This is a genomic window from Parendozoicomonas sp. 209JJ7-1, assembly GCF_058147085.1.
The window spans coordinates 61,629-83,009 of the sequence record NZ_JBYVJU010000005.1; the positions used below are offsets into that span (position 1 = coordinate 61,629).

General features: G+C 51.0%; 16 protein-coding genes and 1 tRNA gene. 7 read left to right on the forward strand and 10 right to left on the reverse strand.

Annotation, left to right across the window (positions count from 1 at the left end; all coding sequences use genetic code 11):
- Both ACY2RQ_RS06510 and ACY2RQ_RS06515 read right to left on the reverse strand, forming a co-directional pair.
- Positions 1–267 carry a hypothetical protein gene (locus ACY2RQ_RS06510; RefSeq protein ID WP_490112153.1) on the reverse strand — a complete coding sequence of 89 codons (267 nt, stop codon included), beginning with the start codon at positions 265–267 and terminating at the stop codon, positions 1–3.
- Between the two features lie 410 nt (positions 268–677).
- Positions 678–765: transfer RNA gene (locus tag ACY2RQ_RS06515), tRNA-Ser, on the reverse strand.
- 266 nt (positions 766–1,031) lie between these two features.
- Between ACY2RQ_RS06515 and ACY2RQ_RS06520 the strand changes: the two genes are divergently transcribed.
- Entirely contained in the window at positions 1,032–1,355 is a 324-nt protein-coding gene (locus ACY2RQ_RS06520) for a hypothetical protein (RefSeq protein ID WP_490112154.1), read from the forward strand.
- A 6-nt stretch (positions 1,356–1,361) separates the two neighbouring features.
- Here ACY2RQ_RS06520 and ACY2RQ_RS06525 read toward each other — a convergent pair whose 3' ends face one another.
- Entirely contained in the window at positions 1,362–2,015 is a 654-nt protein-coding gene (locus ACY2RQ_RS06525) for a MarC family protein (RefSeq protein ID WP_490112155.1), read from the reverse strand.
- A 213-nt stretch (positions 2,016–2,228) separates the two neighbouring features.
- Between ACY2RQ_RS06525 and rarD the strand changes: the two genes are divergently transcribed.
- The gene (rarD, locus tag ACY2RQ_RS06530; protein ID WP_490112156.1) at positions 2,229–3,131 is read left to right on the forward strand and encodes an EamA family transporter RarD; all 903 of its coding nucleotides are present in this window, start codon (positions 2,229–2,231) and stop codon (positions 3,129–3,131) included.
- 19 nt (positions 3,132–3,150) lie between these two features.
- On the opposite strand, the gene ACY2RQ_RS06535 is transcribed toward rarD, so the two are convergent.
- Positions 3,151–3,747: a chalcone isomerase family protein gene (locus tag ACY2RQ_RS06535; RefSeq protein WP_490112157.1), complete on the reverse strand. Its 597-nt coding sequence runs from the start codon at positions 3,745–3,747 to the stop codon at positions 3,151–3,153.
- A 266-nt stretch (positions 3,748–4,013) separates the two neighbouring features.
- On the opposite strand from ACY2RQ_RS06535, the gene lon reads away from it, so the two are divergent.
- Together lon and ACY2RQ_RS06545 are read left to right on the forward strand one after the other, a co-directional pair.
- Positions 4,014–6,419: an endopeptidase La gene (gene lon, locus ACY2RQ_RS06540; RefSeq protein ID WP_490112158.1), complete on the forward strand. Its 2,406-nt coding sequence runs from the start codon at positions 4,014–4,016 to the stop codon at positions 6,417–6,419.
- A gap of 379 nt (positions 6,420–6,798) precedes the next feature.
- The gene (locus ACY2RQ_RS06545; protein ID WP_490112159.1) at positions 6,799–11,664 is read left to right on the forward strand and encodes a hypothetical protein; all 4,866 of its coding nucleotides are present in this window, start codon (positions 6,799–6,801) and stop codon (positions 11,662–11,664) included.
- A 34-nt stretch (positions 11,665–11,698) separates the two neighbouring features.
- On the opposite strand, the gene ACY2RQ_RS06550 is transcribed toward ACY2RQ_RS06545, so the two are convergent.
- Together ACY2RQ_RS06550 and yfcD are read right to left on the reverse strand one after the other, a co-directional pair.
- Complete coding sequence (locus ACY2RQ_RS06550) at positions 11,699–12,319, reverse strand: riboflavin synthase subunit alpha (protein ID WP_490112160.1); 621 nt, start codon at positions 12,317–12,319, stop codon at positions 11,699–11,701.
- Between the two features lie 75 nt (positions 12,320–12,394).
- Positions 12,395–12,892, reverse strand: coding sequence for an NUDIX hydrolase YfcD (gene yfcD / locus ACY2RQ_RS06555; protein ID WP_490112161.1), 498 nt, complete (start codon positions 12,890–12,892; stop codon positions 12,395–12,397).
- Between the two features lie 243 nt (positions 12,893–13,135).
- Here yfcD and ppnN point away from each other — a divergent pair, with 243 nt between their 5' ends.
- Complete coding sequence (ppnN, locus tag ACY2RQ_RS06560) at positions 13,136–14,509, forward strand: nucleotide 5'-monophosphate nucleosidase PpnN (RefSeq protein WP_490112162.1); 1,374 nt, start codon at positions 13,136–13,138, stop codon at positions 14,507–14,509.
- 65 nt (positions 14,510–14,574) lie between these two features.
- Positions 14,575–15,498, forward strand: a complete 924-nt coding sequence (locus ACY2RQ_RS06565) for a pseudouridine-5'-phosphate glycosidase (protein WP_490112163.1) — start codon at positions 14,575–14,577, stop codon at positions 15,496–15,498.
- 76 nt (positions 15,499–15,574) lie between these two features.
- Here ACY2RQ_RS06565 and ACY2RQ_RS06570 read toward each other — a convergent pair whose 3' ends face one another.
- Entirely contained in the window at positions 15,575–17,380 is a 1,806-nt protein-coding gene (locus tag ACY2RQ_RS06570; RefSeq protein WP_490112164.1) for a DEAD/DEAH box helicase, read from the reverse strand.
- 786 nt (positions 17,381–18,166) lie between these two features.
- On the opposite strand from ACY2RQ_RS06570, the gene ACY2RQ_RS06575 reads away from it, so the two are divergent.
- Positions 18,167–18,667, forward strand: coding sequence for a hypothetical protein (locus ACY2RQ_RS06575; RefSeq protein WP_490112165.1), 501 nt, complete (start codon positions 18,167–18,169; stop codon positions 18,665–18,667).
- 39 nt (positions 18,668–18,706) lie between these two features.
- Here the strand turns inward: ACY2RQ_RS06575 and ACY2RQ_RS06580 are convergent, their stop codons facing one another.
- The 3 genes from ACY2RQ_RS06580 to ACY2RQ_RS06590 form a co-directional block, all read right to left on the reverse strand.
- Complete coding sequence (locus ACY2RQ_RS06580; protein WP_490112166.1) at positions 18,707–19,342, reverse strand: AMP-binding protein; 636 nt, start codon at positions 19,340–19,342, stop codon at positions 18,707–18,709.
- Between the two features lie 98 nt (positions 19,343–19,440).
- Complete coding sequence (locus tag ACY2RQ_RS06585; RefSeq protein ID WP_490112167.1) at positions 19,441–20,559, reverse strand: beta-ketoacyl-ACP synthase III; 1,119 nt, start codon at positions 20,557–20,559, stop codon at positions 19,441–19,443.
- A 95-nt stretch (positions 20,560–20,654) separates the two neighbouring features.
- Positions 20,655–21,377: a sulfite exporter TauE/SafE family protein gene (locus tag ACY2RQ_RS06590; RefSeq protein WP_490112168.1), complete on the reverse strand. Its 723-nt coding sequence runs from the start codon at positions 21,375–21,377 to the stop codon at positions 20,655–20,657.
- Positions 21,378–21,381 lie beyond the last annotated feature (4 nt).

Here is a 21,381-nt window from a genome sequence, read left to right on the forward strand (position 1 = left end):
TCAGAAGCGAGTCTTGCCTGATGCTGGAGGCTCACCAATGAAAGATTCGATCCCCTCATCATCAATGGCTTCCAAAGCCGCATTTAACGCTGCCTTATCGGTCGCAAAACGATCATCACAAACTGTAGAATTACCGTATTCATCCTCCAGCTCCAGAACCCACTCTTTATCGCTGGCACCTTTGTATATGAGAACTTCAACGGTACGATGATTTTGTTCCACTTTCTGACACAATGAAGACATGATCAGTTCATCATTTTCAATCATTTACTGTTCTCCCATCTCTTGAAAAGGGGCATAAAATAGCATTTTTCCAGACATCAAACGACACCGCTTTCTATTGCAGCTTTTCGTTAAAAACAGAGAAATCGACCTTTTACCCCTTAATCTGCCCACCACCTTTATTTCACGAACCCGAAAAGACTCAAGCATAAAGACGACCTTTGTAGCTTTATGATTTTATTCAGGTTTTCAGGAAGCGTAGCGAGTGACTCTCTATGAACGGACAAAACAGAGAACACCGCCAAAAACGGCATTTTGAGGGGGGAATACAGGTGCCTACGGAACCGAAAACGTACGCTTCCGGCAAGGTAAAGAACCCCGCAGACACAGGGCTTTTCAAGGGCTATAAACGCAAAAAATCCCGCAACAGAGGTCTGTGCGGGATTTTTGATATGTGGCGGTGAGGGAGGGATTCGAACCCTCGATACGTTTCCGTATACACACTTTCCAGGCGTGCTCCTTCGGCCACTCGGACACCTCACCGAATCTCTCGTATTACCGAGAAGTTTTTCACTCCGTCAATGTATCCCTGCGAAGCGGGGCGTAATGTATAACAGCCGCCCAGCTCTGGCAACAGCCAATCGTCAGGATTTCGGGACTCCCCGCTCTTGTCGGTATTTTCGTTACCTGCTTAAATGCAGGAATTGTTTATCAGCCTGCTTTGTCCAATAGCTATGGGAACCATCTCCAGCTCTTTTATCTTTTACCGCCCCCCTATTCGCCTTATTCAAAGTAGCGGGATCAGCAAAATGGATCATTTCACCCGTATTATTCAACATACGATTTACCAGGCTCCGATCTACTGCTGGATGGCTGAAGGCTACCTGCGGAGCGAGAACCACAAAATTCAATCCTGCTATTTTATTTATATGGAATACCGGGACAAATACAGTGCCAGCAGGTACCACTGCCAGCGTTTTCTATCTTTGAATGAAGCCCTGACCTGGCTGGACACCAAAGCTCACGATCAACCTCTGGAAAATATATGCCCAAACGCGACACAGGCAAACCCTGTCAACCAGCCTGGGAATACTTCATCATCAGACGATGAATACAAAATAATACCAGCCTGACGTTTATCAGGCTGGTATTTTCAGGATTCCCTGCACAATGGGACCAAGCCCCGCAAAGAAATACTCAACAGCAATCACCATCACAATCAATCCCATTACCCGCATCATCACCTTATTCCCGCTCTCGCCCAGGCGGTTCATAATCGGGCTGGCAAATAACAGCGCGACCCAGGTCACCAGGCACACCACTGCCACACTAGCCAAAAGAATAAGCTGATGTGCCAGATCCCGCTCTTGCATAAGAATAATTACAGTGGCAATAGCGCCCGGCCCACAGATCAGTGGAATCGCCAGGGGCGTTAACGCCACATCACTGGAATAGGCGTCCATGGTTTCCAGTTCTTCCTCTTTATCAAAGCGGGTACGGCTTAACCGTGCCTGGACCATTTCATAACCCATCATAAAAAACAGCACGCCACCTACAATCCTCAAGCCGTGCACTGAAATACCAAACACCTTAAAAATCACCGAGCCGGTAAGTCCGAAAAACACCAGAATGGCAAACGCGGTAATAGTCGCCCGTCTTGCCACATCCCGACGCTGGCTGGACTCCAGCCCCGCAGTCAGGGAAAGAAAAATCGGGGCAATGCTGACAGGGTTAATCATGGTAAACAGCGAAGTCAGGCACAGCAGCCCGAACTCCACCAAGGATGACGCCATAAACACAATCTCCAAAACAACAAAATATGGAAAAACAGGGTCCAGAACCGGCATAACAGGAAAGTGTGGCCGATAAAAACAGACTACTGGGCTATTGTATAAGACTAGGAACTAATACAATAACGAGCGGTTATATACCGGCAGTGAATACCAATTTCAATACTTTTCCATCTTTATTGGAAAGGTTTTTTCATCTCCTTCATCTGGCAGATAATGAGCGATACACACAGCACTTCCAGCTCAAACACTTTTGCTGCGCTTTCGGCAGTCGGCGCATTTTCCATCTGGGGCCTCAGCCCACTCTATTTCAAACAGGTGGCCCATGTACCCGCCACAGAAGTGCTGGCCAACCGTATACTCTGGTCATTCCTGCTGCTGGCTACTATTGCCTTTCTGACCAAACAGCTGCAGCACACCCGGAACATTTTTCAAAACCCGAAACACCGTACACGGCTGTTTATTTCCGCACTGCTGGTCAGCGTAAACTGGCTGACATTTATCTGGGCCATCTCCAATAACCGTATTGTCGATACCAGCCTGGGCTACTACCTGAACCCGGTTTTTAATGTTCTACTTGCCATGGCTTTCCTGAAGGAGAAACTCTCACGGCTGCAGACCCTGGCTCTGATTCTGGCTGCCGCCGGTGTTGCCTGGCAGATAGCTGTTCTTGGCCGCCTGCCCCTGGTATCACTTCTGCTTGCTGCTTCATTTGGATTTTACGGGCTGATACGCAAGAAGATCGCGGTTCCGGCCCTTTCCGGGTTACTACTGGAAACCATGATGATGGTTCCCCTGGCCCTGGGATGGATATTCTGGCTTGGTCATCAGGGAAGTTCGTCACTGAGCCTGCAGGACTCGGCCACCAGCGGCTGGCTGGTTATGGCCGGTATAGTTACCTCCCTGCCATTGTTACTGTATACGACAGCTGCCACAAAGCTGCGTTTTACCACCCTGGGCTTTATGCAGTACCTGGCCCCTACACTGTCTCTTATACTGGGGGTTCTGGTTTACGGAGAAACTTTCGGCTCCAATATGCAGATCAGTTTCGGCTTTATCTGGCTGGCCCTGCTGCTCTTCTCCGCAGATGCAGCTTTAGAACGACGAAAAAAAGCCTGACCCGCTCTACTTTATGCACTTATGATTCTGGGCCTTTCTGCAGAGAAAGGCCCAGGATGCCCTGCTTGAATTCACGGCTGACCGGATTCTCACCAATCCATACTGTCAGCAGGGCATTAAAAAAGTCCTTACCGGGAATAATGCCCCTCTCCTCGCCTTTCACCACAATACGAGTGCCAACACCGGGAATATATTCTGCCATGCCTACCTCTCCCCGGGTCAGGCGGCCTTTAAACATTGTTGTTAACTGCTCCAGCTTATCCTGGTAACTCATATATTCTTTTGGTGTCAGATTTAACTCCAGCGCTTCATTCATAACATTGGCAATGCGTCGTCCACTGGCCTTGCGGGCCATAAAATGGAAGACCATTCTCTTGTAACCGTCATCGGTATAAATTTTTTCAGGATCACTGCTGGGGTTCTCCAGGTACAACTGGCCAATGTAAGCATTCACAATCAGGTACATCACCCGCACAGAAGCACCGTTCAACTTAAGTTCGGGTCGCTCTTTGGTGGCTGGGATAACTTCGGGAATTTCAACACCCTTAAGTACGAGAGCAGAACTGTTAAACGCCAGAAAAGCGCACAATATCGTCAAAATACGAAAAAAACTCATGGGAAAATCCTTTTATTGTTATTATGTTGTCGCAAGATCATTTAACCGCCCTGTTGCATGTAAATCAACCACGCCCATCTGAGCTGCCTTCACCCGGTTCAATTTTAGCCATAATCCCTCCATACCCTTTTAAAATCAGCAAACCGCCTCCATACATACGTCCAGTTGGACAATATCACTTTCCAAAACCGCAGACTGTTACCTTTCCGCCACCCATCAATGGCTAATCTGTAACAGGTGCCCAGACCGTTTGCGAACAGATTGATATGAACGAAGAACACGACGAAGCCCATGATGAGAGCGGAGAAATTATCTCCAATACCGAAAACAAGAATGAGAGCAGCACAGCTCTGGTTCTCCCCCACCTGGCCTTGCCGGACAAGCTTTACCTGATTCCGGCCACTAATCGCCCCTTCTTTCCGGCCCAGGTTCAGCCCCTGGTATTTGGAGCCACCCCCTGGGAAGAGACCCTTAAGCGCGTCAGCCAGACAGAACACAAGGTTCTCGGGCTTTCTTTTATAAAAGAAGGCACGAACGAGATTGCCGAACCGGAAGAATTCCCGGAAATAGGCTGTGCCGTGAAAATCCACAATGTTATCGAAGTGGGTGACCAGATTCAGTTTATTGCCCAGGGGGTTCAACGGTTCCGTATTGTAAACTGGCTGCGCCGTCGTCCTCCTTATCTGGTACAGGTCGAATACCCCAGAGACCAGGAAGAGGACGAAGATACCCTCAAGGCTTACGCCATGGCTCTTATAAATGCAATCAAGGAGCTGCTGCCCCTCAACCCCCTGTACAGTGAAGAGCTGAAAAACTACCTCAACCGCTTCAGCCCCCGGGAACCCTCCCCCCTGGCGGACTTTGCTGCGGCAATTACCACCGCTCCCGGGCCAGAGCTGCAGGAAGTGCTGGAAACCATCTCCACCCAGCGACGTATGGAGAAGGTTCTGGTGCTGGTACGCAAGGAACAGGAAGTCGCCCGCCTGCAAAGTGAAATCAGTGAGGAAGTTAACCTCAAGATCAACAAACACCAGCGGGAGTTTTTTCTTAGGGAACAGCTCAAGGTTATCCAGAAAGAGCTGGGCATCGCCAAAGATGACAAGACCGCAGAGCTGGAAGAGTTCCAAAAGCGCCTGAAAAGCCTGGACATTCCCCCTGCTGCCCGCAAGAAGATTGACGAAGAGCTGAACAAATTCTCCATGCTGGAGATTGGCTCACCGGAGTTCAGCGTAACCCGCAATTATCTGGACTGGGCCACTAGCATTCCCTGGGGAACGGTTTCAGAAGATAACCTCGACCTGAAACACGCCCGCCTTGTACTGGATAAAGACCATGACGGGCTGGATGATGTAAAAGACCGCATTATCGAGTTTCTTGCGGTAGGTGCCTACAAGCAGGAAGTCTCCGGCTCCATCCTTTTGCTGGTCGGCCCTCCGGGCGTGGGTAAAACCTCTATCGGGCAATCAGTGGCCAACGCCCTCGACAGAAAATTCTATCGATTCAGCCTGGGCGGTATGCGGGATGAAGCTGAAATTAAAGGCCACCGCCGCACCTATGTAGGTGCCCTGCCCGGCAAGCTGGTGCAGGCCCTGAAAGAGGTAGAAACCACTAATCCGGTAATAATGCTGGATGAGATCGACAAGATCGGTGCCTCTTTCCGGGGCGATCCGGCCTCCGCTCTGCTGGAAGTGCTGGATCCGGCCCAGAACAGCGAGTTTCTCGATCACTATCTGGATATGCGCCTTGACCTGTCCAAGGTATTGTTTATCTGCACAGCCAACCAGTTAGATACCATTCCCGGACCTCTACTGGATCGTATGGATACCCTGCGTCTTTCCGGTTATATCACCCAGGAAAAAATCGCCATTGCCAAAAACCATCTCTGGCCCAAACAGCTGGCCAAGGCTGGTTTGAAAAAGTCTCAGGTGAAAGTCAATGATGTCACCCTGCGAGCACTGATTGAAGGCTACGCACGGGAGTCCGGCGTTCGGCACCTGGAAAAACTCCTGGCCAGATTAGTACGCAAAGCTGTGCTGAAGATCCTTGATGACCGTGACCTGAAAATAAAAATCGGTGTTAAAGCCCTGCAGGATTATCTTGGCCAGCCCTACTTCTGCAAAGAAAAAGTGCTGCATGGTGTTGGGGTAATTACCGGCCTGGCCTGGACAGCCATGGGAGGGGCGACACTTCCTGTGGAAGCCAGTAAGGTGCATACTCTGCGCCCCGGATTCAAGTTGACAGGACGCTTGGGGGAAATCATGAAGGAGTCAGCAGAAATCTCCTACAGCTATATCATGAGTAACCTGAAGCGCTTTGGCGCGCCAGAAGGTTTCTTTGATAAATCCTTCATCCACCTCCATGTACCGGAAGGTGCCACCCCAAAAGATGGCCCCAGTGCTGGCGTAACTATGGCCAGTGCCCTGCTCAGCCTTGCCAAAGGCCGCAAGCCCAAGTCTCTGGCCATGACCGGGGAACTCACCCTGACCGGCCATGTTCTGGCTGTTGGGGGAATCAGGGAAAAGGTTATCTCTGCACGACGCAGCAATATTAAAGCTGTAATCCTGCCGGAAGCCAACCGCAGTGACTATGACGAGTTGCCAGATTATATTCGTGAAGGGATGACAGCTTACTTTGCCAAAACTTTTAGCGATGTAGAGAAACACCTCTTTTAATATTCGCTAAAGCCACAGCACGACTGAATGCCAGCCTTTATGCTGGCATTTTTCTACCAGTTTAAAGAATGGATTTCTGATCAAGGGGGCAGGAATGTCGGGTATAAAAAAAGCTGCTTATCTGTTGCGGATGAAGCAGCTTTTTACTCTATGCTCGCTCAAGCAGCGTAGGCAACCCACGCTTGGACACTTTATGTTTGTGAGCACTTTATTTATACCCGTCAGGACTCTGACTGTCCACCCTGTTTTTAGAACAATAAATAGTAACGAGTGTCACAGGAATTATATAGAAATAGTGGTACCACCCGCAAACATCTGCCTCGGAAACACCTAAACTAAATCAAGATATATACAGGAATTTCAAGGCAGGAAGCCAAATATGCCCGTCAATGGTTCAGGGCGTCCCATCTCAGCCCAGTCACCTTCAATACCATCACATCCTGCTGCTAGAAACACCGGCCAGCAGCATACCGATGGACCACAATCCACCCAGGGTAAAAAACACTTTCCTTCCGAGACAAACACGCACAGTGATTTTACTGCTGAAGCTCCCAATCTTTCTATACATCAGAAAAAAACTCAGAGCCTGACACCACCTACACCTGAAGCTCTTCCAAAGACCGAAAAAACACACACTCTCTCCATTGAGCAGCGCAAAGCAGCAGAAGACCAGCCAAAAAGCGGCTGGCTGAATTACCTGAATCCTGGCAACTGGTTTTCCAAACCCACCAGCGAGAGGAAAGTCACACTTCGCCCTCAGTTCTCAACGCTTTCAGCCTTTGCCAACAAAATTCTGCTTTTCCTGATTAATCATTTTGGCATTACTACCTTTACCCCCAGCCTGAATACAGAATCTCTGTCGGGTATACTGAAAACCCTGTCCCGAGCCTATAACCAAACACCCAGCGAAAGAAAAACATTCCCTCAGTTTATTTATCTTGACCAGCTGCTTATCCCCGGGGCTAACCTCTCCCTCCGGAATCTGGCTATCTCCCTGAGCAAGGTCGAAACGAAAGAAACAGAAACAGGCACACGCCTGTCACTTCAAATCAGTGTTTCAGGCCAGGCTCAGTATCTGGCCAACAGAAATATTTACGATGGCACTATCCATCTACCCTCGGTAAATCTGGAGCTGGATTTCAAACGGGGAGATGTTATCAATGCCCTGCTTAAAAACGGTACGGTTCCCAGCACTGCCTGGAGCTGGCCCAGCCTGATATTCAACGCCCAGGACTACCTCAGCCCGACATCTATATCCTGCCAAATGGAGGAGGGCGAGCTTGCCCTGCAAGCTCCCGGCAGGGCAGACAATATTGCGATACTACGTATTAATAACTGCGCTATCCAACATAACAAGGTAAAGTTCGCAACAGAGTCAGACACAAAAGATGGCAACAGGCTGCAACTCTCCAACCTAGATGCCAGCCTTGAAAGTGACCGCCTTGAGCAGGTTATACCGGAAGATCTGAAGAACACCCTCAGCAAGCTGCTGCCCTGCGCAGTGTTTGCCCAATCCGAGCTACACCTGAAAACCGACCAGCTCACCATGGACACCACAGAAGGTCAGCTCCGCATGGAGTGTCCCCATCTTCAACTGGCCACAGAAAAAACACCCGGTGATTACCCCAACACCCTTTCCGGGCTGCATATGGCCAGGGAAAAAGAGCAGGAGACAGGGGTAACAACAACCGAACTGACGTTCAGGGAAATGGACACCGACATAGATGTATCCCATGCCACTTTGACACTACCCTGGGATATCCAGGGCCATACCCGGCTTGAGGATGGTTTCTTTAAAGTTACGGAAACACCGGACACCAAAGAGCATCCGGCTGTCGTGCGTTTTAACGGGCATATCCGGAATATTGAGACCGAACTGGATGGTGGTATGTCCTTCAGCGGCACGGTAAAAGATGTCGGTGTTGACTTTGACTCAGACACTCAGGTGGCAACAGTTACAGCAAACAAAGTAAACGCTCAGAGCTTTGATATAGGCGGTGGTATCAACAGCATTACTGATGACACACGCATCACCTCTGGCCATGGACACGTGCAGGGCATGACTCTGACGGTCAGCCCGGAGGAAAACACAGACATGCCAACCACCAGAATCCATCTTCAACACCTTAATATCCACGATGCTGATGGTCTCGTGCGCTCCCGCGAAACCAGAGGGAAAGGGCTGGCATTTGAGATATCCGCGCCGGACCCATTGAGTACCCACATCAAAGCCAGCATTGATAAAGCCGAAGCTCGGACCATCCCCGCTACAGACGACCAGGCTCCACTTCCTGTAGCAGTGGATATCGACCAGATACAGGCCCAGGATATCACCTTTGACGCCCGCATCCTCGCAGCCCCTGCTATCCAGAAGGAACTGGAGGAGCACCTTTATTCATCTCCCGCTCCGGTAGAAACCTGGCAGCAACCAGTCACCAAAGTCGTAGGTATGGAAGGTACCGTATCATTCAAAGGTGCCGGGGGAAGCAGTACAGTGAAAATCAGTGGAGAAGACTCGGAAACATCACCTCCAGCGCAGTTTATTCCCTCGGACTTCCGCAGCTCAAACACCCAGCTGGAGTTCCAACAGGATGCCAACCTTGGGCTGCACCATGCCAGACTTACTTCAGACAGCACCTCTGTCGCAACAGCTTATGGCCCGGTACCTGCGGAAATCACGGCAACAGAACTGGTCACAGAGTTCAACAATGAAAGTGAGGTGGGCCAGGAACATCAACACATTGATATCAGCTGTACAGAAGTCCGTGGTCGTATAGCGCCAGAGAACACGATTATACCGGCCGGTATTACCGGAAGTGCTGATATATCACTGAAAGGTTTATCTGCCCATATAGACAGCACTCAAACCACCAGTGCGGAGGCGGAACAGCCATCCTCACCAGAAACAACACTCAAAGCAGACGTTGACCTGCAGGAAAGCCATATTGAAGCCCGAATAAAAGCAGAGCCTGAAGCCTTGGCTCCGCCATCTATCCAACAACAACTGTACCTTGTGAAAAGTTATCTGCCTGATGATGCCAACCCTCTGATGGAACATATACGTGCTGCGGCAGAGCAACAACATGCCACCTCTACAGATCATAAATCCGTGGAGTTGGTTCTGGATCTGTCCACCGATGCAGTAACCGCAACCCTGAAACAAAACAGTCAGGGCGAGGAAAACCTCTCTCTGACCACCGATAAAACCAACCTGAAGTGCAGGGGAGCAGTGCAGGCAGGCGTCTCCTTTGCAGATATTGTTGCCAAAAGCACTCGCAGCCAAAGCCGGAGTCGCTATAAGACACAAGTCGGAGAAGTGGCATTGCACCAGGCGAAAACCACTCAGACCTTTCCCCTGCCTGTGCTTGTGGAACAAAAAGGTCCAACTCTTATCAACGATCTTACTGTTGATATACAACAGAGTGCGTCTGAATCCACAATTCATGCCTCGGTTGGCAAAGCGAAAGCGGATGTGATGGCAGGACTGCAGGGACAGACACCCACTGACGATGGAGAAAACCAGTACAGATCACTGCAACCGGCACATATTATCGCGTCCCTGACCAGAGGCTCTGTTGATATTCAGACAAACAAAGAAACCACAGAGGTTATCGCCCAGGGCGGAGAACTGGCACTGGAAGCCGATGAGCTGCAGGACCAACTGGGTATAGACGTCCATGTTAAAGCCAAAGCCACAGACGCTTTAGTTGCCATAGAAAGCACTCAAAGCAGCCGACGTGTTGATGTGGAGGCCCGTTCAGCCAGCTTTGATATTGAAGGGGATATCAACGGCAAAATCCGGGCCCATGATATTGGTACCACGGTTATTCACGACCAGCAGGGCACCAGACTCAACACCCGGGTCAACAGTGAAAAAACACTGATCAAATTCCGTGACCCGCTGGGAGAGTTGCTGGCCATCTGCCAGAAGAACACGATATCCGGCAGTGCCCTGGGGAAAATCTGTGACCTGAAAATCTCGCCGGAGCTGGATGGCAACCTGTCAGGGAAAATCACTCTCTCAGCCAGTGGTGCCCTGTCACCTTTGCTGAAACTTTTGATGTCCGTCACCAGCAGCCGTCCGGGCCGGTTCTTTATTTATCTCACCAATCTGCTGACCAGCAGGCTGGACTTTGGCGTGATGATTGACCAGCTGCCGGTACACAATTCCCGTATCAATATGCAGGACTTCCTTAGCTGCCTGAAAATTACCATTACCAGCGAACACGGTGTCTTCAGCCGGTTTATTGCCTTCTGCACCCAGGGAACCATTACCTGGATCATGCCTCTGCTGGCTGCGCCCGTGATGAAGCGGCTTGATTTACTGGACAGGAAGACCCGGGAGATTCCCCTGGGCAAAATACTTCAACAGGCCACGAAGAGTATTCAGCTAACATCCAGCAAAAGTCTTCCCGTTAAAAAAATTCCCCAGACAGGCAATATCCTGAACGATGCCCGTACTGCTCTCCAGCTAACCAGAACCCTCCCGGAACAATGGACACAGGAACTTTACGACACTGCCCTGACACAACGTATTAACAGCCTGCGCTGGCACCAGGAAGACCTGGAAACAGCAGCAAGCGATGCAGAGAAACAGGAGCTGCTCTCTTCTTTTTTGACTGACCACCCTTATCCCCAGACACTGGCAGAATTCCACAGGCTTGAAGAGCATCTCACAGCCCTGCAGGATGAACTGCGCCGTTCAGACCCGGCAACACCATTAGCGGTTCTGTACCGCCTGAGTACCACCACAATCAACAATCAGGAACATCAGAAGCTGGCTGAAGAGTTACAGGAAGCCAGAGAGCAGATTGGTCTTCACGAACACGCACGTTCCCAGAATCAAAGAAAAAAACATAAGTACCCGCCCAAACCTCAACACCAAAGAGTGGAAACCGATAGAAAAGACAAGAAGCTTGACCCGACCAAAATCGCCAAAGATCTTGACATGCTCCTTGAGCATGTCAGAAAGTGGCAGAATGCCCTGTCATCAACCCCCGGTATAAACAAAGGCAGCCGTTTACTGCTGGAAGCCGGGAAAGCGGCTGACGGATTGACCTCAACAGACGCCTGGAAAACGGCTAGAAAACTCACCGACAAAGCCAGGAATCAAACCGGGTATCAAATATCGCGGAAAGAGCAGCAACGGCTTCAATACGCCTGCCAGAAAATCCAGAAAAATCTTCAGAAGATATACAGCCCGATACAGGGACATACACCCGGCCTGGAACATATTTTTATGTGAGTGCTGTTTTCTGATCAGCATTTATCATTGTTAATCAGGCATCAGCCAGATGCTTCGCCATAATCGCTTTAACTGTATTCACAATTGCCTGAGTCTGACTGTCGACTTCCAGGTTAACCCGATCCCCTGCCTTTATCCGGTCAAAGGTTGTCATCCTTAAAGTCTCGGGCACAAGGTGAACAGAAAAACGGTTATTCGCTACTTCCGCGCCAATGGTCAGACTTGCGCCATTCAGGGCCACATAGCCTTTGGGCAGCAGATAATCTTCCCAGCGGGGGTCAAACTCAAAAGTAATGGTGGTGTTATCCGGGGTTTTCTCTACGGAGTCCACCGTCACCATATCATGGACATGGCCAGACAGATTGTGACCGCCGATTTCATCGCCAAAGCGGGCTGCCCGCTCAACATTCACCATGACATCTTCACGGAGTTCAGCAAGATTGGTTACCCGCAGGGTTTCCTGCATCACATCAAACCGGGCGGCTTCATCACTGCACTCGGTCACCGTCAGGCAGACACCATTCACGGCCACGCTCGCACCCGGCTTCAAGCCATGGCACAGGTCATTGCCCAGCTGAATGGTAAGGATGGCAAAACCCTCACGGCTTTCTACAGATTCAACCTGCCTGCTTCCATGAATAATACCGGTAAACATACAACCCCTTAATAGCGAATAGTGGACACAAGAAAGATGCTATGAACATATCCGGACAACGCGCCGGGTAAGGTTTTAGACGGCCAGTCCCTGAAGTTTCTCCAGTGCCACAAGACTGTCAGGGGTATAAGGGCGGAAAGTACGATTTTCCAACACATGCTGGGGACGGTCTTTAATAACCCGGGCGACTTCCTCCGGCTGGGGTACAATAGCACCATCCCACTGGCAGCTGTAGAGCTTGCCCCAGAGTTTGCAGGTTTCATCCTGATAATAAAAATGCAATCGGCTCTCCAGAGGAACACCGTATATGCCCATTTCTTCACCAAGCTCCCGCACCGCCGCCGTATCATAATCCTCCCCGGCCGCGACTACGCCACCAGTCGCGAGGTCGTAGCATCCCGGCCAGATATCCTTGGTCATTGTGCGTTCCTGGATATAGAGTTCCCCTTCATTGTTAAAGACAAACACATACACGGCCCGATGACAGAGCCTCTCTCTCCGCATACGGCTGCGGGGCACGGTACCCGTCACCTCATTGTCTTCGTCAACAATAATGACCTGTTCTTCTGCCATACCTCAAAACTCCACATACAGGAATTATTATTGTAAAAGTATGATGACAATAGCAGGGTTTTCACTCTTTCCGGCCCGCTTTCAGCAAAACAGGCAGGCCGGAACAGTGAACTGCCTGTACGCCCTATACTGTTGTAATGTGCAGAATTATTCGTCACATGACTCAAAGACACCGACTTACGGAAGAGCCTGGCAGCAAGAACAAAAGGTCAGGTCTCCCTTCAAACGCAAAAGGACTGCCTGATGACCCACAGCCTTACCGTTAATGCCCTGGTCAACCCGGCCGGCAGCATGAATGTACTCTCCGCCCATGAAGTCAGCAAACTCCAGGACACCAGCCACACGGGGCTGTACACGCTATTCCGGCAGTGCGCCCTGGCTGTTCTGAGCTGCGACACGGAACTGGATGACGCCCGGGAACTGATGGAACTCTACCACGACTTTGATATTCATATTCTCCAGGAGCACCGTGGTCTGCAGCTGGAACTGATCAACGCCCCCTCCGTCGCTTTTGTGAACGGTGAGCTGATTCGGGGAGTACGGGAAAATCTGTTCTCTGTAGTCCGGGATATTCTTCACCTGTACAGCGAGATAGAAGCCCATGGCCTGCTTGATCTGGATGACTCCCAGGACATCACCAATCTGATTTTTGAAATGCTGCGCCATGCCAATGCCTACCAGCCCGGACAAACGCCAGACATTGTCGTGTGCTGGGGCGGTCACTCCATTGGCCGTGAAGAGTATAAATACACGAAAGATGTCGGTTATCAGCTGGGCCTCAGGGGTATGAACATCTGTACGGGCTGCGGTCCGGGGGCAATGAAAGGTCCCATGAAAGGTGCCCATATCGGCCATGCCAAGCAGCGTATTCACAAGGGACGCTTTATCGGCCTGACCGAACCCGGGATTATTGCCGCAGAAAGCCCAAACCCGATTGTCAATGAACTGATTATCATGCCGGATATCGAAAAACGGCTGGAAGGTTTTGTCCGCCTTGGCCACGGTATTATCGCCTTCCCCGGAGGCCCAGGCACCTGCGAAGAGATTCTCTACCTGATCGGTATTCTTCTACACCCCCGCAACCTGGATATGCCCTATCCATTTATCCTCACCGGACCGGCTTCCTCCCAGGAGTATTTTGAGCAGATTGATCACTTTATCGGCGATACCCTTGGCCCGGAGGCTCAGGAACTCTACACAATCGTTATCGACGATCCGGTAACCGTCTCCGACCTGATGCAGGAAGGGCTTCGGGAGGTTACGGAGTACCGTAAAAAAATTAATGATGCTTTCTACTTCAACTGGAAACTGCATATCCAGCACACCTTTCAGGCACCCTACACGCCTACCCATGAAAATATGGCCGGACTGACACTGGACAGCTCACTACCTTCCGAAGAGCTGGCCGCCAACCTGCGCCGGGCCATGTCCGGTATTGTCACTGGTAACATCAAGGAAGAAGGCGTAGCCAATATCCAGAAGTACGGCAAATTCAAACTCCACGGAGATCCGGAACTGATGCATCGCATTGATAAACTACTGACCTCATTCGTCCAGCAGAAGCGGATGAAACTACCTGGCAGCCATTACGAACCCTGCTACGAAATTATCCACTAGCTAATATTCACAGCTAAGCTCTCCTCCCAAAGAATCGGTATTTAACCCGACCTGAGGGAGGAAGAATGAAAACCCACCTGGATATTCACACTGATGTGCAACAGGCCCTGGGCAAAAGCGAGCCTGTTGTCGCCCTGGAATCCACATTAATCTGCCACGGCCTGCCCTGGCCCGACAATCTGGAAGTGGCGGTCCAGATTGAAGACACCATTCGAGACAGAGGAGCTACACCTGCCACCATCGCCATTCTTGACGGACGTTTGAAAGTCGGGCTGAACAGGGAAGAGCTGGCATTTATTGCCCAACACGGGAACCAGCTGATCAAAACCAGCCGCCGGGATATTCCGATAATTATTGCCCGCAAACAGCATGGTGCCACCACTGTAGCCGGCACCATGATCATCGCAGCCATGACGGGCATCAAGGTTTTTGCTACCGGAGGTCTTGGTGGCGTACACCGGGGCGCAGAACATAGCTTTGATATCTCTGCCGATCTTCAAGAACTGGCCCACACCAATGTCGCCGTTGTCTGCGCCGGGTGTAAATCCATTCTCGATATTGGCCTGACCCTGGAGTATCTGGAAACCCAAGGGGTTCCTGTTATTGGCTACCGGACCGACGCCATGCCCGGTTTTTACTGCCAGAGTACCCCATTTCCGATAGATAGCCGCTCCAATGACCCGCAGGATATTGCCGCGATTATGGATGCCAAGTGGCATACTGGTCTACGGGGCGGAATGGTAATTGCCAATCCCATTCCTGAAAAGTACGCCCTGCCCTCAGAGCAACTGGAGGAGGCCATTCAGGCCGCCCTAAAGTCGATGAATCAACATAATATTCGAGGGAAGGACATTACGCCTTTTCTCCTTAAACGCCTGCATAAGCTGACCGGAGGAAACAGCATTCAGGCTAATAAAGCCATAGCCATAAACAATGCCCAATTGGCGGCGGATATTGCGCTGGCTTTCAGCCACATAACAAATAAGTAACCGAATAAACACAAAGCCCCGGAATGCTTATTCCAGGGCTTTGATGTTATATCAGGCGATGTTCAGGTAATGCTGATTACTCATTACCGCGATTATCATCATTGCGATAGTTTTTGCCGTTGCCACGGTAACCACGATCACCACCACGACGGTTGCTATTGCTATCATGGCTTCGGCGACGGGGGCGGTCGGAACGATCACCACGGTAACCGCCACGATCACCACGGCGCTCACCACCTTCACGCTCTTTCCACTCACGCAGTTCCAGAATCTGGTTACGTATACGGGCTTCGCTGATGGTACTCAGAACAGCGGGGGACAGCTCTTCCGGCAGATAAACAGTGGAGAACTTGTCGAACAGCCGGATATGGCCAATATCGCGACCGGATATACCGCCTTCATTAGCAATAGCACCCACAATCTCACCGGGGCTGACACCATGGTCACGGCCAACGCTGATACGGTAGCGCTTCTTGCCCTGATTGCGGGGATCCTCACGGTCATCACGACGGGGACGACGCTCACGCTCTTCCCACTGACGGGGCTCGGGCTCGTTCGGGTCGGGGAACGGACGCTCACGCTGGGCCAGGTAGCACAGGGCTGCAGCGGCGGATTCCATATCGATGACCTGTTCCTGCACCATCTCTTCAACAACTTCCCGGTAAGGCTCAAGCTCTTCCTTACCGATAATCAGGGCAATCTGCTCCTTGAAGTTCTTGATGCGGATATCCCGCACGTCACGCTGGGACGGCAGGCGCATGGGTTCGATCTTCTGGCGCGTGGCATGTTCAATGGCGCGGAGCATACGACGTTCGCGGGGAGCGGCAAACAAAATAGCCGTACCCTGTCGTCCGGCACGGCCGGTCCGGCCGATACGGTGGACATAAGCTTCCGTATCGTTGGGGATGTCGTAGTTCACTACATGGCTTATACGCTCAACATCCAGGCCACGGGCCGCAACGTCGGTAGCAATCAGAATATCCAGAGAGCCTTTCTTCAGGCGATCCACCATCTTCTCACGGAGCACCTGGCTCATATCGCCATTCAAGGCTGCAGCGGAGAAACCACGTGCTTCCAGCTTTTCGGCCAGTTCAACTGTGGCGGAACGGGTACGCACAAAGATAATCATGGCGTCGAAGTCTTCGACTTCCAGAATACGGGTCAGTGCATCCAGTTTGTGCAAGCCACTGACCATCCACACCTTCTGGGTAATGGTGTCTACTGTTGCAGTTTTCGCACGAATCTCGACAGAAACAGGATCTTTCAGGTACTTGTCAGCAATACGGCGGATAGCCGGGGGCATAGTCGCCGAGAACAGGGCCGTCTGACGCTCAGAGGGGGTATGCTCAAGAATCCACTCGATATCATCCACAAACCCCATACGCAGCATCTCGTCGGCTTCATCCAGCACAACGGTCTGCAGGCCTTCCAACTTCATGCTGCCACGGCGCAAGTGGTCCATAACGCGACCTGGGGTACCTACAACAACCTGGGCACCACGGTGTAGTCCACGGAGCTGGCCGCGCATATCCTGTCCGCCATAAATAGGCAGTACATGGAAGTTGGAAATATGCTTGGCATATGTCTGGCAGGCTTCAGCCACTTGGATGGCCAGCTCACGGGTCGGACACAGAACCAGTACCTGAGTATTACTGACTGTGACATCGATGCGTGACAGAACAGGCAAAGCAAACGCTGCTGTTTTCCCCGTACCAGTCTGGGCCAGACCGAGCAGATCCCGTCCTTCCAGCAAATGGGGGATACTGCGGGCCTGAATGGGTGAAGGGGTTTCATAACCCACGTCACGCACAGCACGCTGTATGGGTTCCGCCAGTGGCAGCTGGTCAAAAGCGGTCGCTAGTTCAGTCTGGGTTTCGGGCATGAATATGTGCGCCTGTAGGGAATTACAAAAAACGGGCGATTCTAACGGGAAAAACTGATCGCTGGCTACTGAAAATCGTTCAAAGTCACATAATTGGCAACCTGTTTTCAATAAATCGCCCCGATTACACCCTTGATGTTTACGCCCGCCTATTGTGAAGGCAGAATCGACGCGGGTCACTGACTTTTTTAAGTACTTAAGAACCAGTTGAAACACAACAACATCAATCAGCAACTAAAAAACATTAATAGCTGTATTTTCAACAATCACGAGGTATGACTACCTATAAACGACTTTGGATGTGTTTGTCGCAAAAAAATCAGCCACCGTATTCTCATCCGGCAACCAGAGATAAACCAATCCCTGACAGAATTCCTCAAAACTTAATGAACGATACACGGGTACACCCGCATGAGAAGCCCAGAGCGTGCCCACTTTGCAATCGGAACCCCGCCCCATACGGTAAGTGTTCGCCGTTAACAGCTTCCCTAACCCATGTTGCCGTGCAGAGTCTGCCACCGCAATATTAGCAACAGATACCACCCCTGCACCGACAAACAGTCCGGAATGGGTAGCTATGTGACAGGCATCTTCAATAACGTCCAGATGCTCCCAGGCTTTCCATGCCAGGGTTCCGGCTGCAGGTAAAATAGAACGGCATGCTATCAGGCGCTTTATCGAACCTGTATATGTAGCCCTCCCGCTACGACTTTGGTCTAAACCTTAGAACTTCCCTTGCCTGCGCATACTCTATAAAGGTAAAACTGATACTCAGGGAGCGGAACAATGCGAACAGAAGCACTCAATGGTAATCATGCGTCAACAGGTGAAGCTCGCTGCTTACCGCTGCTCTCAGCAGGTAAAATAAAATACTGGCTGAAATGGTCGGTAAAGGTTGTCCCCAATGTTATCCGTCATTGTCAGGAATGCCCCAGTGATGCCATCGGCTTAGGGTTCCTGGCGGCAGGAGCGACTGTACTATGGATGGCAGTGCCAATATTGCTTACCCCGGCTATCTGTTTTATCCCGCCTTCTATAGGGTTTTCTGGTTATACCGCCACCAATATTATTCTGGGGGCTGTTCCCGGGCTGTTTATCGGAAAACAGATCAATAAACATTTTGCCAGCCAGCCCCGCCTGCTTCACGAATACAAACAGCAGAGCCTGTTGCGCAAAGCCGCCGGGCTGGCCGCTGCGCTGAACCTGTTTACCCTGGGTGGGGCGGTATCAGGAGCCGGGTTTATTCCTTTAGGGTATTCCTGGAAATTCCTAGTGCCTCTTTATTAACGCCTTAATCCAATACAACGAATATCTTTAGCTAAATGATTAACTGAATGAGTCAAAAGCCTTATCTGCTCCCCTGCCCAGCTGGTCAACCCAGGCAGGTAAATCCAGATCAACCAGGCTCCCATCTTTATGCAGAATACCGGCTTTCTGCTGATCAGCCAGAACAGGCCTGCGCCACTGCCCCGAGGAATGTAAAGACAAAGCCTGCGGAAAAGGAACCTGTACATCATTCCCCAACAGTGTCAACAGATCCGCCCGGAACAGATTTCGCGGTGATCTGGAACAGGGTTCCGCTTCAACCAGTACACAGGCACCACGCTGAATAAGAAGCTTTTGCCGGGTCACAATATCCTGCCCGGGGTGGATGGGCATAATCATCAATCCGGCCCTGATCGCGCCTAGAAAAGCCACCACACCACCGGGGTTTGCCAGGCCGGAAATACCTATCACTTCACCGGGCTGCAGCTTCATCCCCTGCTGCAGCCAGACTGCAAAGCAGAGGCTGTATTCATCCAGATGATAAAAACTGATTTCCCGGGAACCCAGGGTCAGGGCCGTATCCTCACAGTAACGATCAAGACTGTACTCCACCGCCTGCAACAGGGAGTCAAATGTCAGACCGGAAATGTCCCCATAAAAACTGCTGTCCGTTACCTGATGGCTTCTTGCTTCCATATCGGTCACTTTTATTAGAGTTGTCTTTTATCATCATCGGTAACAGACACTATCAAAAAAACAGATTCCTGCCATAGAATTGCATGTGGTTGATTTGATTATTGTTTCTCGAAAACCACACTGCCCACAGAGTAACCCGCTCCAAAAGAGCAAAGCACACCACGGCTTCCGGCAGGCAGGTCATTTTTATATTTATGGAACGCAATCACTGATCCCGCAGAACTGGTATTAGCATATTCATTGAGAATCACCGGAGCCTCATCGCCACAAGGCTCGCGCCCCAGTACCTTACGGGCCACCAACTGGTTCATGGAGAGATTTGCCTGGTGCAGCCACAGTCTGCTGATATCAGTAACGGGTATATCCAGTGCTGTCAGATGCTCAGTAATATGGGTGGCCACCTGGGGGCAGACTTCCTTAAAGACTTTTCGGCCATTCTGCACGAACAGCTTGTCTGGCTGACCTATGCCACTTTCGTCAGCACGGTTCAGGAAACCAAAATTATTACGAATATTGCTTGAAAACTGGGTCCAGAGCTTTGAACCCAGCACTTTCCAGCCAGAAACCCGGATCAAGTCAGCACGCTCAACAACGACAGCCGTACAGGCATCACCGAAGATAAAGTGGCTGTCCCTGTCACGAAAATTAAGGTGGGCACTGCAGATTTCCGGATTCACCATCAATACCCGCCCGGCACTGCCGGAGCGGATCATATCGCAGGCAGTCTGCAGTCCGAAGGTGGCAGAAGAACAAGCCACATTCATATCAAAGGCAAAACCACCTGCCCCAAGAAAGTGTTGCAGCTCCACCGCTACTGCCGGATAAGGCCGCTGCATATTGGAACAGGCAACAATTACACCATCCAGCTGTTCGGCCTTCAAACCAGCCTGCTCAAGAGCCTGCCGTGCCGCCCCCAGGGCCATTTCACACTGCACTGAAGGCTGATCGTTGGTGCGTTCCGGAATACGGGGAATCATCCGCCCTGGATCAAGAATACCGTCACGGTCCATCACATAACGGCTGTGGATACCGGAGGCTTTTGCAATAAACGCGCTGCTGCTTTCCTGCAGCGGTTCAAGATCACCGGCTTCAATAGCGGCACGGTTGCGTTCATTTTCTCTGCTTACCCAGGTATTAAAACAGGTAACCAGTTCATCATTGCTAATGGAATGGGTGGGTGTGTAGAGTCCGGTGCCGGTCAAAATAGCGTCAGTCAAATCAATCCCCTTCGAAACATCACAACTGGCCTCTTGTACGGTCAGCCTTTTATTATCCCGTTGATGGTATAGCACCCTCCTCCCCATGAAAACCATCAGATCAGTACCAGAAACATATTCAGTCCTGCCAGGGCCATCCCCACCCGCACCACTCTGTGGGCGGCTTGATCACTGACCCTGTTCATCAAGCGATAACCCAGCATTGTACCCAGTAGTCCGGTCACCATCATCACGGCACCGGGAATGATCCAGCTTTGAAAAGGGAAACCTGCGGAATAAAAACCCACCATCTTGACGATATTCTGCCCGAGCAGACACCCGGTCAGAGTACCAATCAGCATCCGCTTCCGGGTAATAAGGTTCTTCAGCACACTGGCAATGGAGGGGCCGGGAGCCCCCACAAAAAATGAGATAAACGCAATGACTGCGCCCGGAATCAGTAACCCGCCGCGAAGTTTGTGGACAGGCAGGCCTTCCGGCTTCCAGGCGGAAAAGATCAGATAGATACCCAGCACAACAGACAGCAGCTGGCTGTTAATACCAGCAAAAATAAAACCGGCGACAGCAACTCCCGGAATGGCCCCCAGCACAAAATGGCCACACAACCGATAATCAATATCCTTTCGAAAGATATAAAACCGGCTGCACAGAGCACCAAATTGCACCAGTCCTACCACCGCCACCAGTTCCGGGGCGGGTACCAGAAAGGAAAGCAGCACCAGCATAATAATCCCACCACCAAAGCCAATCATGGTGGAGACCAGCGCCGCTAAAAAACTGATCAAAGACAAAAGCAACAGTATCTCGGGTGTTATCATTTCT

Coding starts and splice junctions, on each gene's coding strand:
- ACY2RQ_RS06575 (WP_490112165.1), top strand. CDS start 18,167: ATGCGAACAGAAGCACTCAATGGTAATCATGCGTCAACAGGTGAAGCT.
- ACY2RQ_RS06550 (WP_490112160.1), bottom strand. CDS start 12,319: ATGTTTACCGGTATTATTCATGGAAGCAGGCAGGTTGAATCTGTAGAA.
- yfcD (WP_490112161.1), bottom strand. CDS start 12,892: ATGGCAGAAGAACAGGTCATTATTGTTGACGAAGACAATGAGGTGACG.
- ACY2RQ_RS06510 (WP_490112153.1), bottom strand. CDS start 267: ATGATTGAAAATGATGAACTGATCATGTCTTCATTGTGTCAGAAAGTG.
- ACY2RQ_RS06580 (WP_490112166.1), bottom strand. CDS start 19,342: ATGGAAGCAAGAAGCCATCAGGTAACGGACAGCAGTTTTTATGGGGAC.
- rarD (WP_490112156.1), top strand. CDS start 2,229: ATGAGCGATACACACAGCACTTCCAGCTCAAACACTTTTGCTGCGCTT.
- lon (WP_490112158.1), top strand. CDS start 4,014: ATGAACGAAGAACACGACGAAGCCCATGATGAGAGCGGAGAAATTATC.
- ACY2RQ_RS06545 (WP_490112159.1), top strand. CDS start 6,799: ATGCCCGTCAATGGTTCAGGGCGTCCCATCTCAGCCCAGTCACCTTCA.
- ACY2RQ_RS06570 (WP_490112164.1), bottom strand. CDS start 17,380: ATGCCCGAAACCCAGACTGAACTAGCGACCGCTTTTGACCAGCTGCCA.
- ACY2RQ_RS06520 (WP_490112154.1), top strand. CDS start 1,032: ATGGATCATTTCACCCGTATTATTCAACATACGATTTACCAGGCTCCG.
- ACY2RQ_RS06535 (WP_490112157.1), bottom strand. CDS start 3,747: ATGAGTTTTTTTCGTATTTTGACGATATTGTGCGCTTTTCTGGCGTTT.
- ppnN (WP_490112162.1), top strand. CDS start 13,136: ATGACCCACAGCCTTACCGTTAATGCCCTGGTCAACCCGGCCGGCAGC.
- ACY2RQ_RS06525 (WP_490112155.1), bottom strand. CDS start 2,015: ATGGCGTCATCCTTGGTGGAGTTCGGGCTGCTGTGCCTGACTTCGCTG.
- ACY2RQ_RS06565 (WP_490112163.1), top strand. CDS start 14,575: ATGAAAACCCACCTGGATATTCACACTGATGTGCAACAGGCCCTGGGC.
- ACY2RQ_RS06590 (WP_490112168.1), bottom strand. CDS start 21,377: ATGATAACACCCGAGATACTGTTGCTTTTGTCTTTGATCAGTTTTTTA.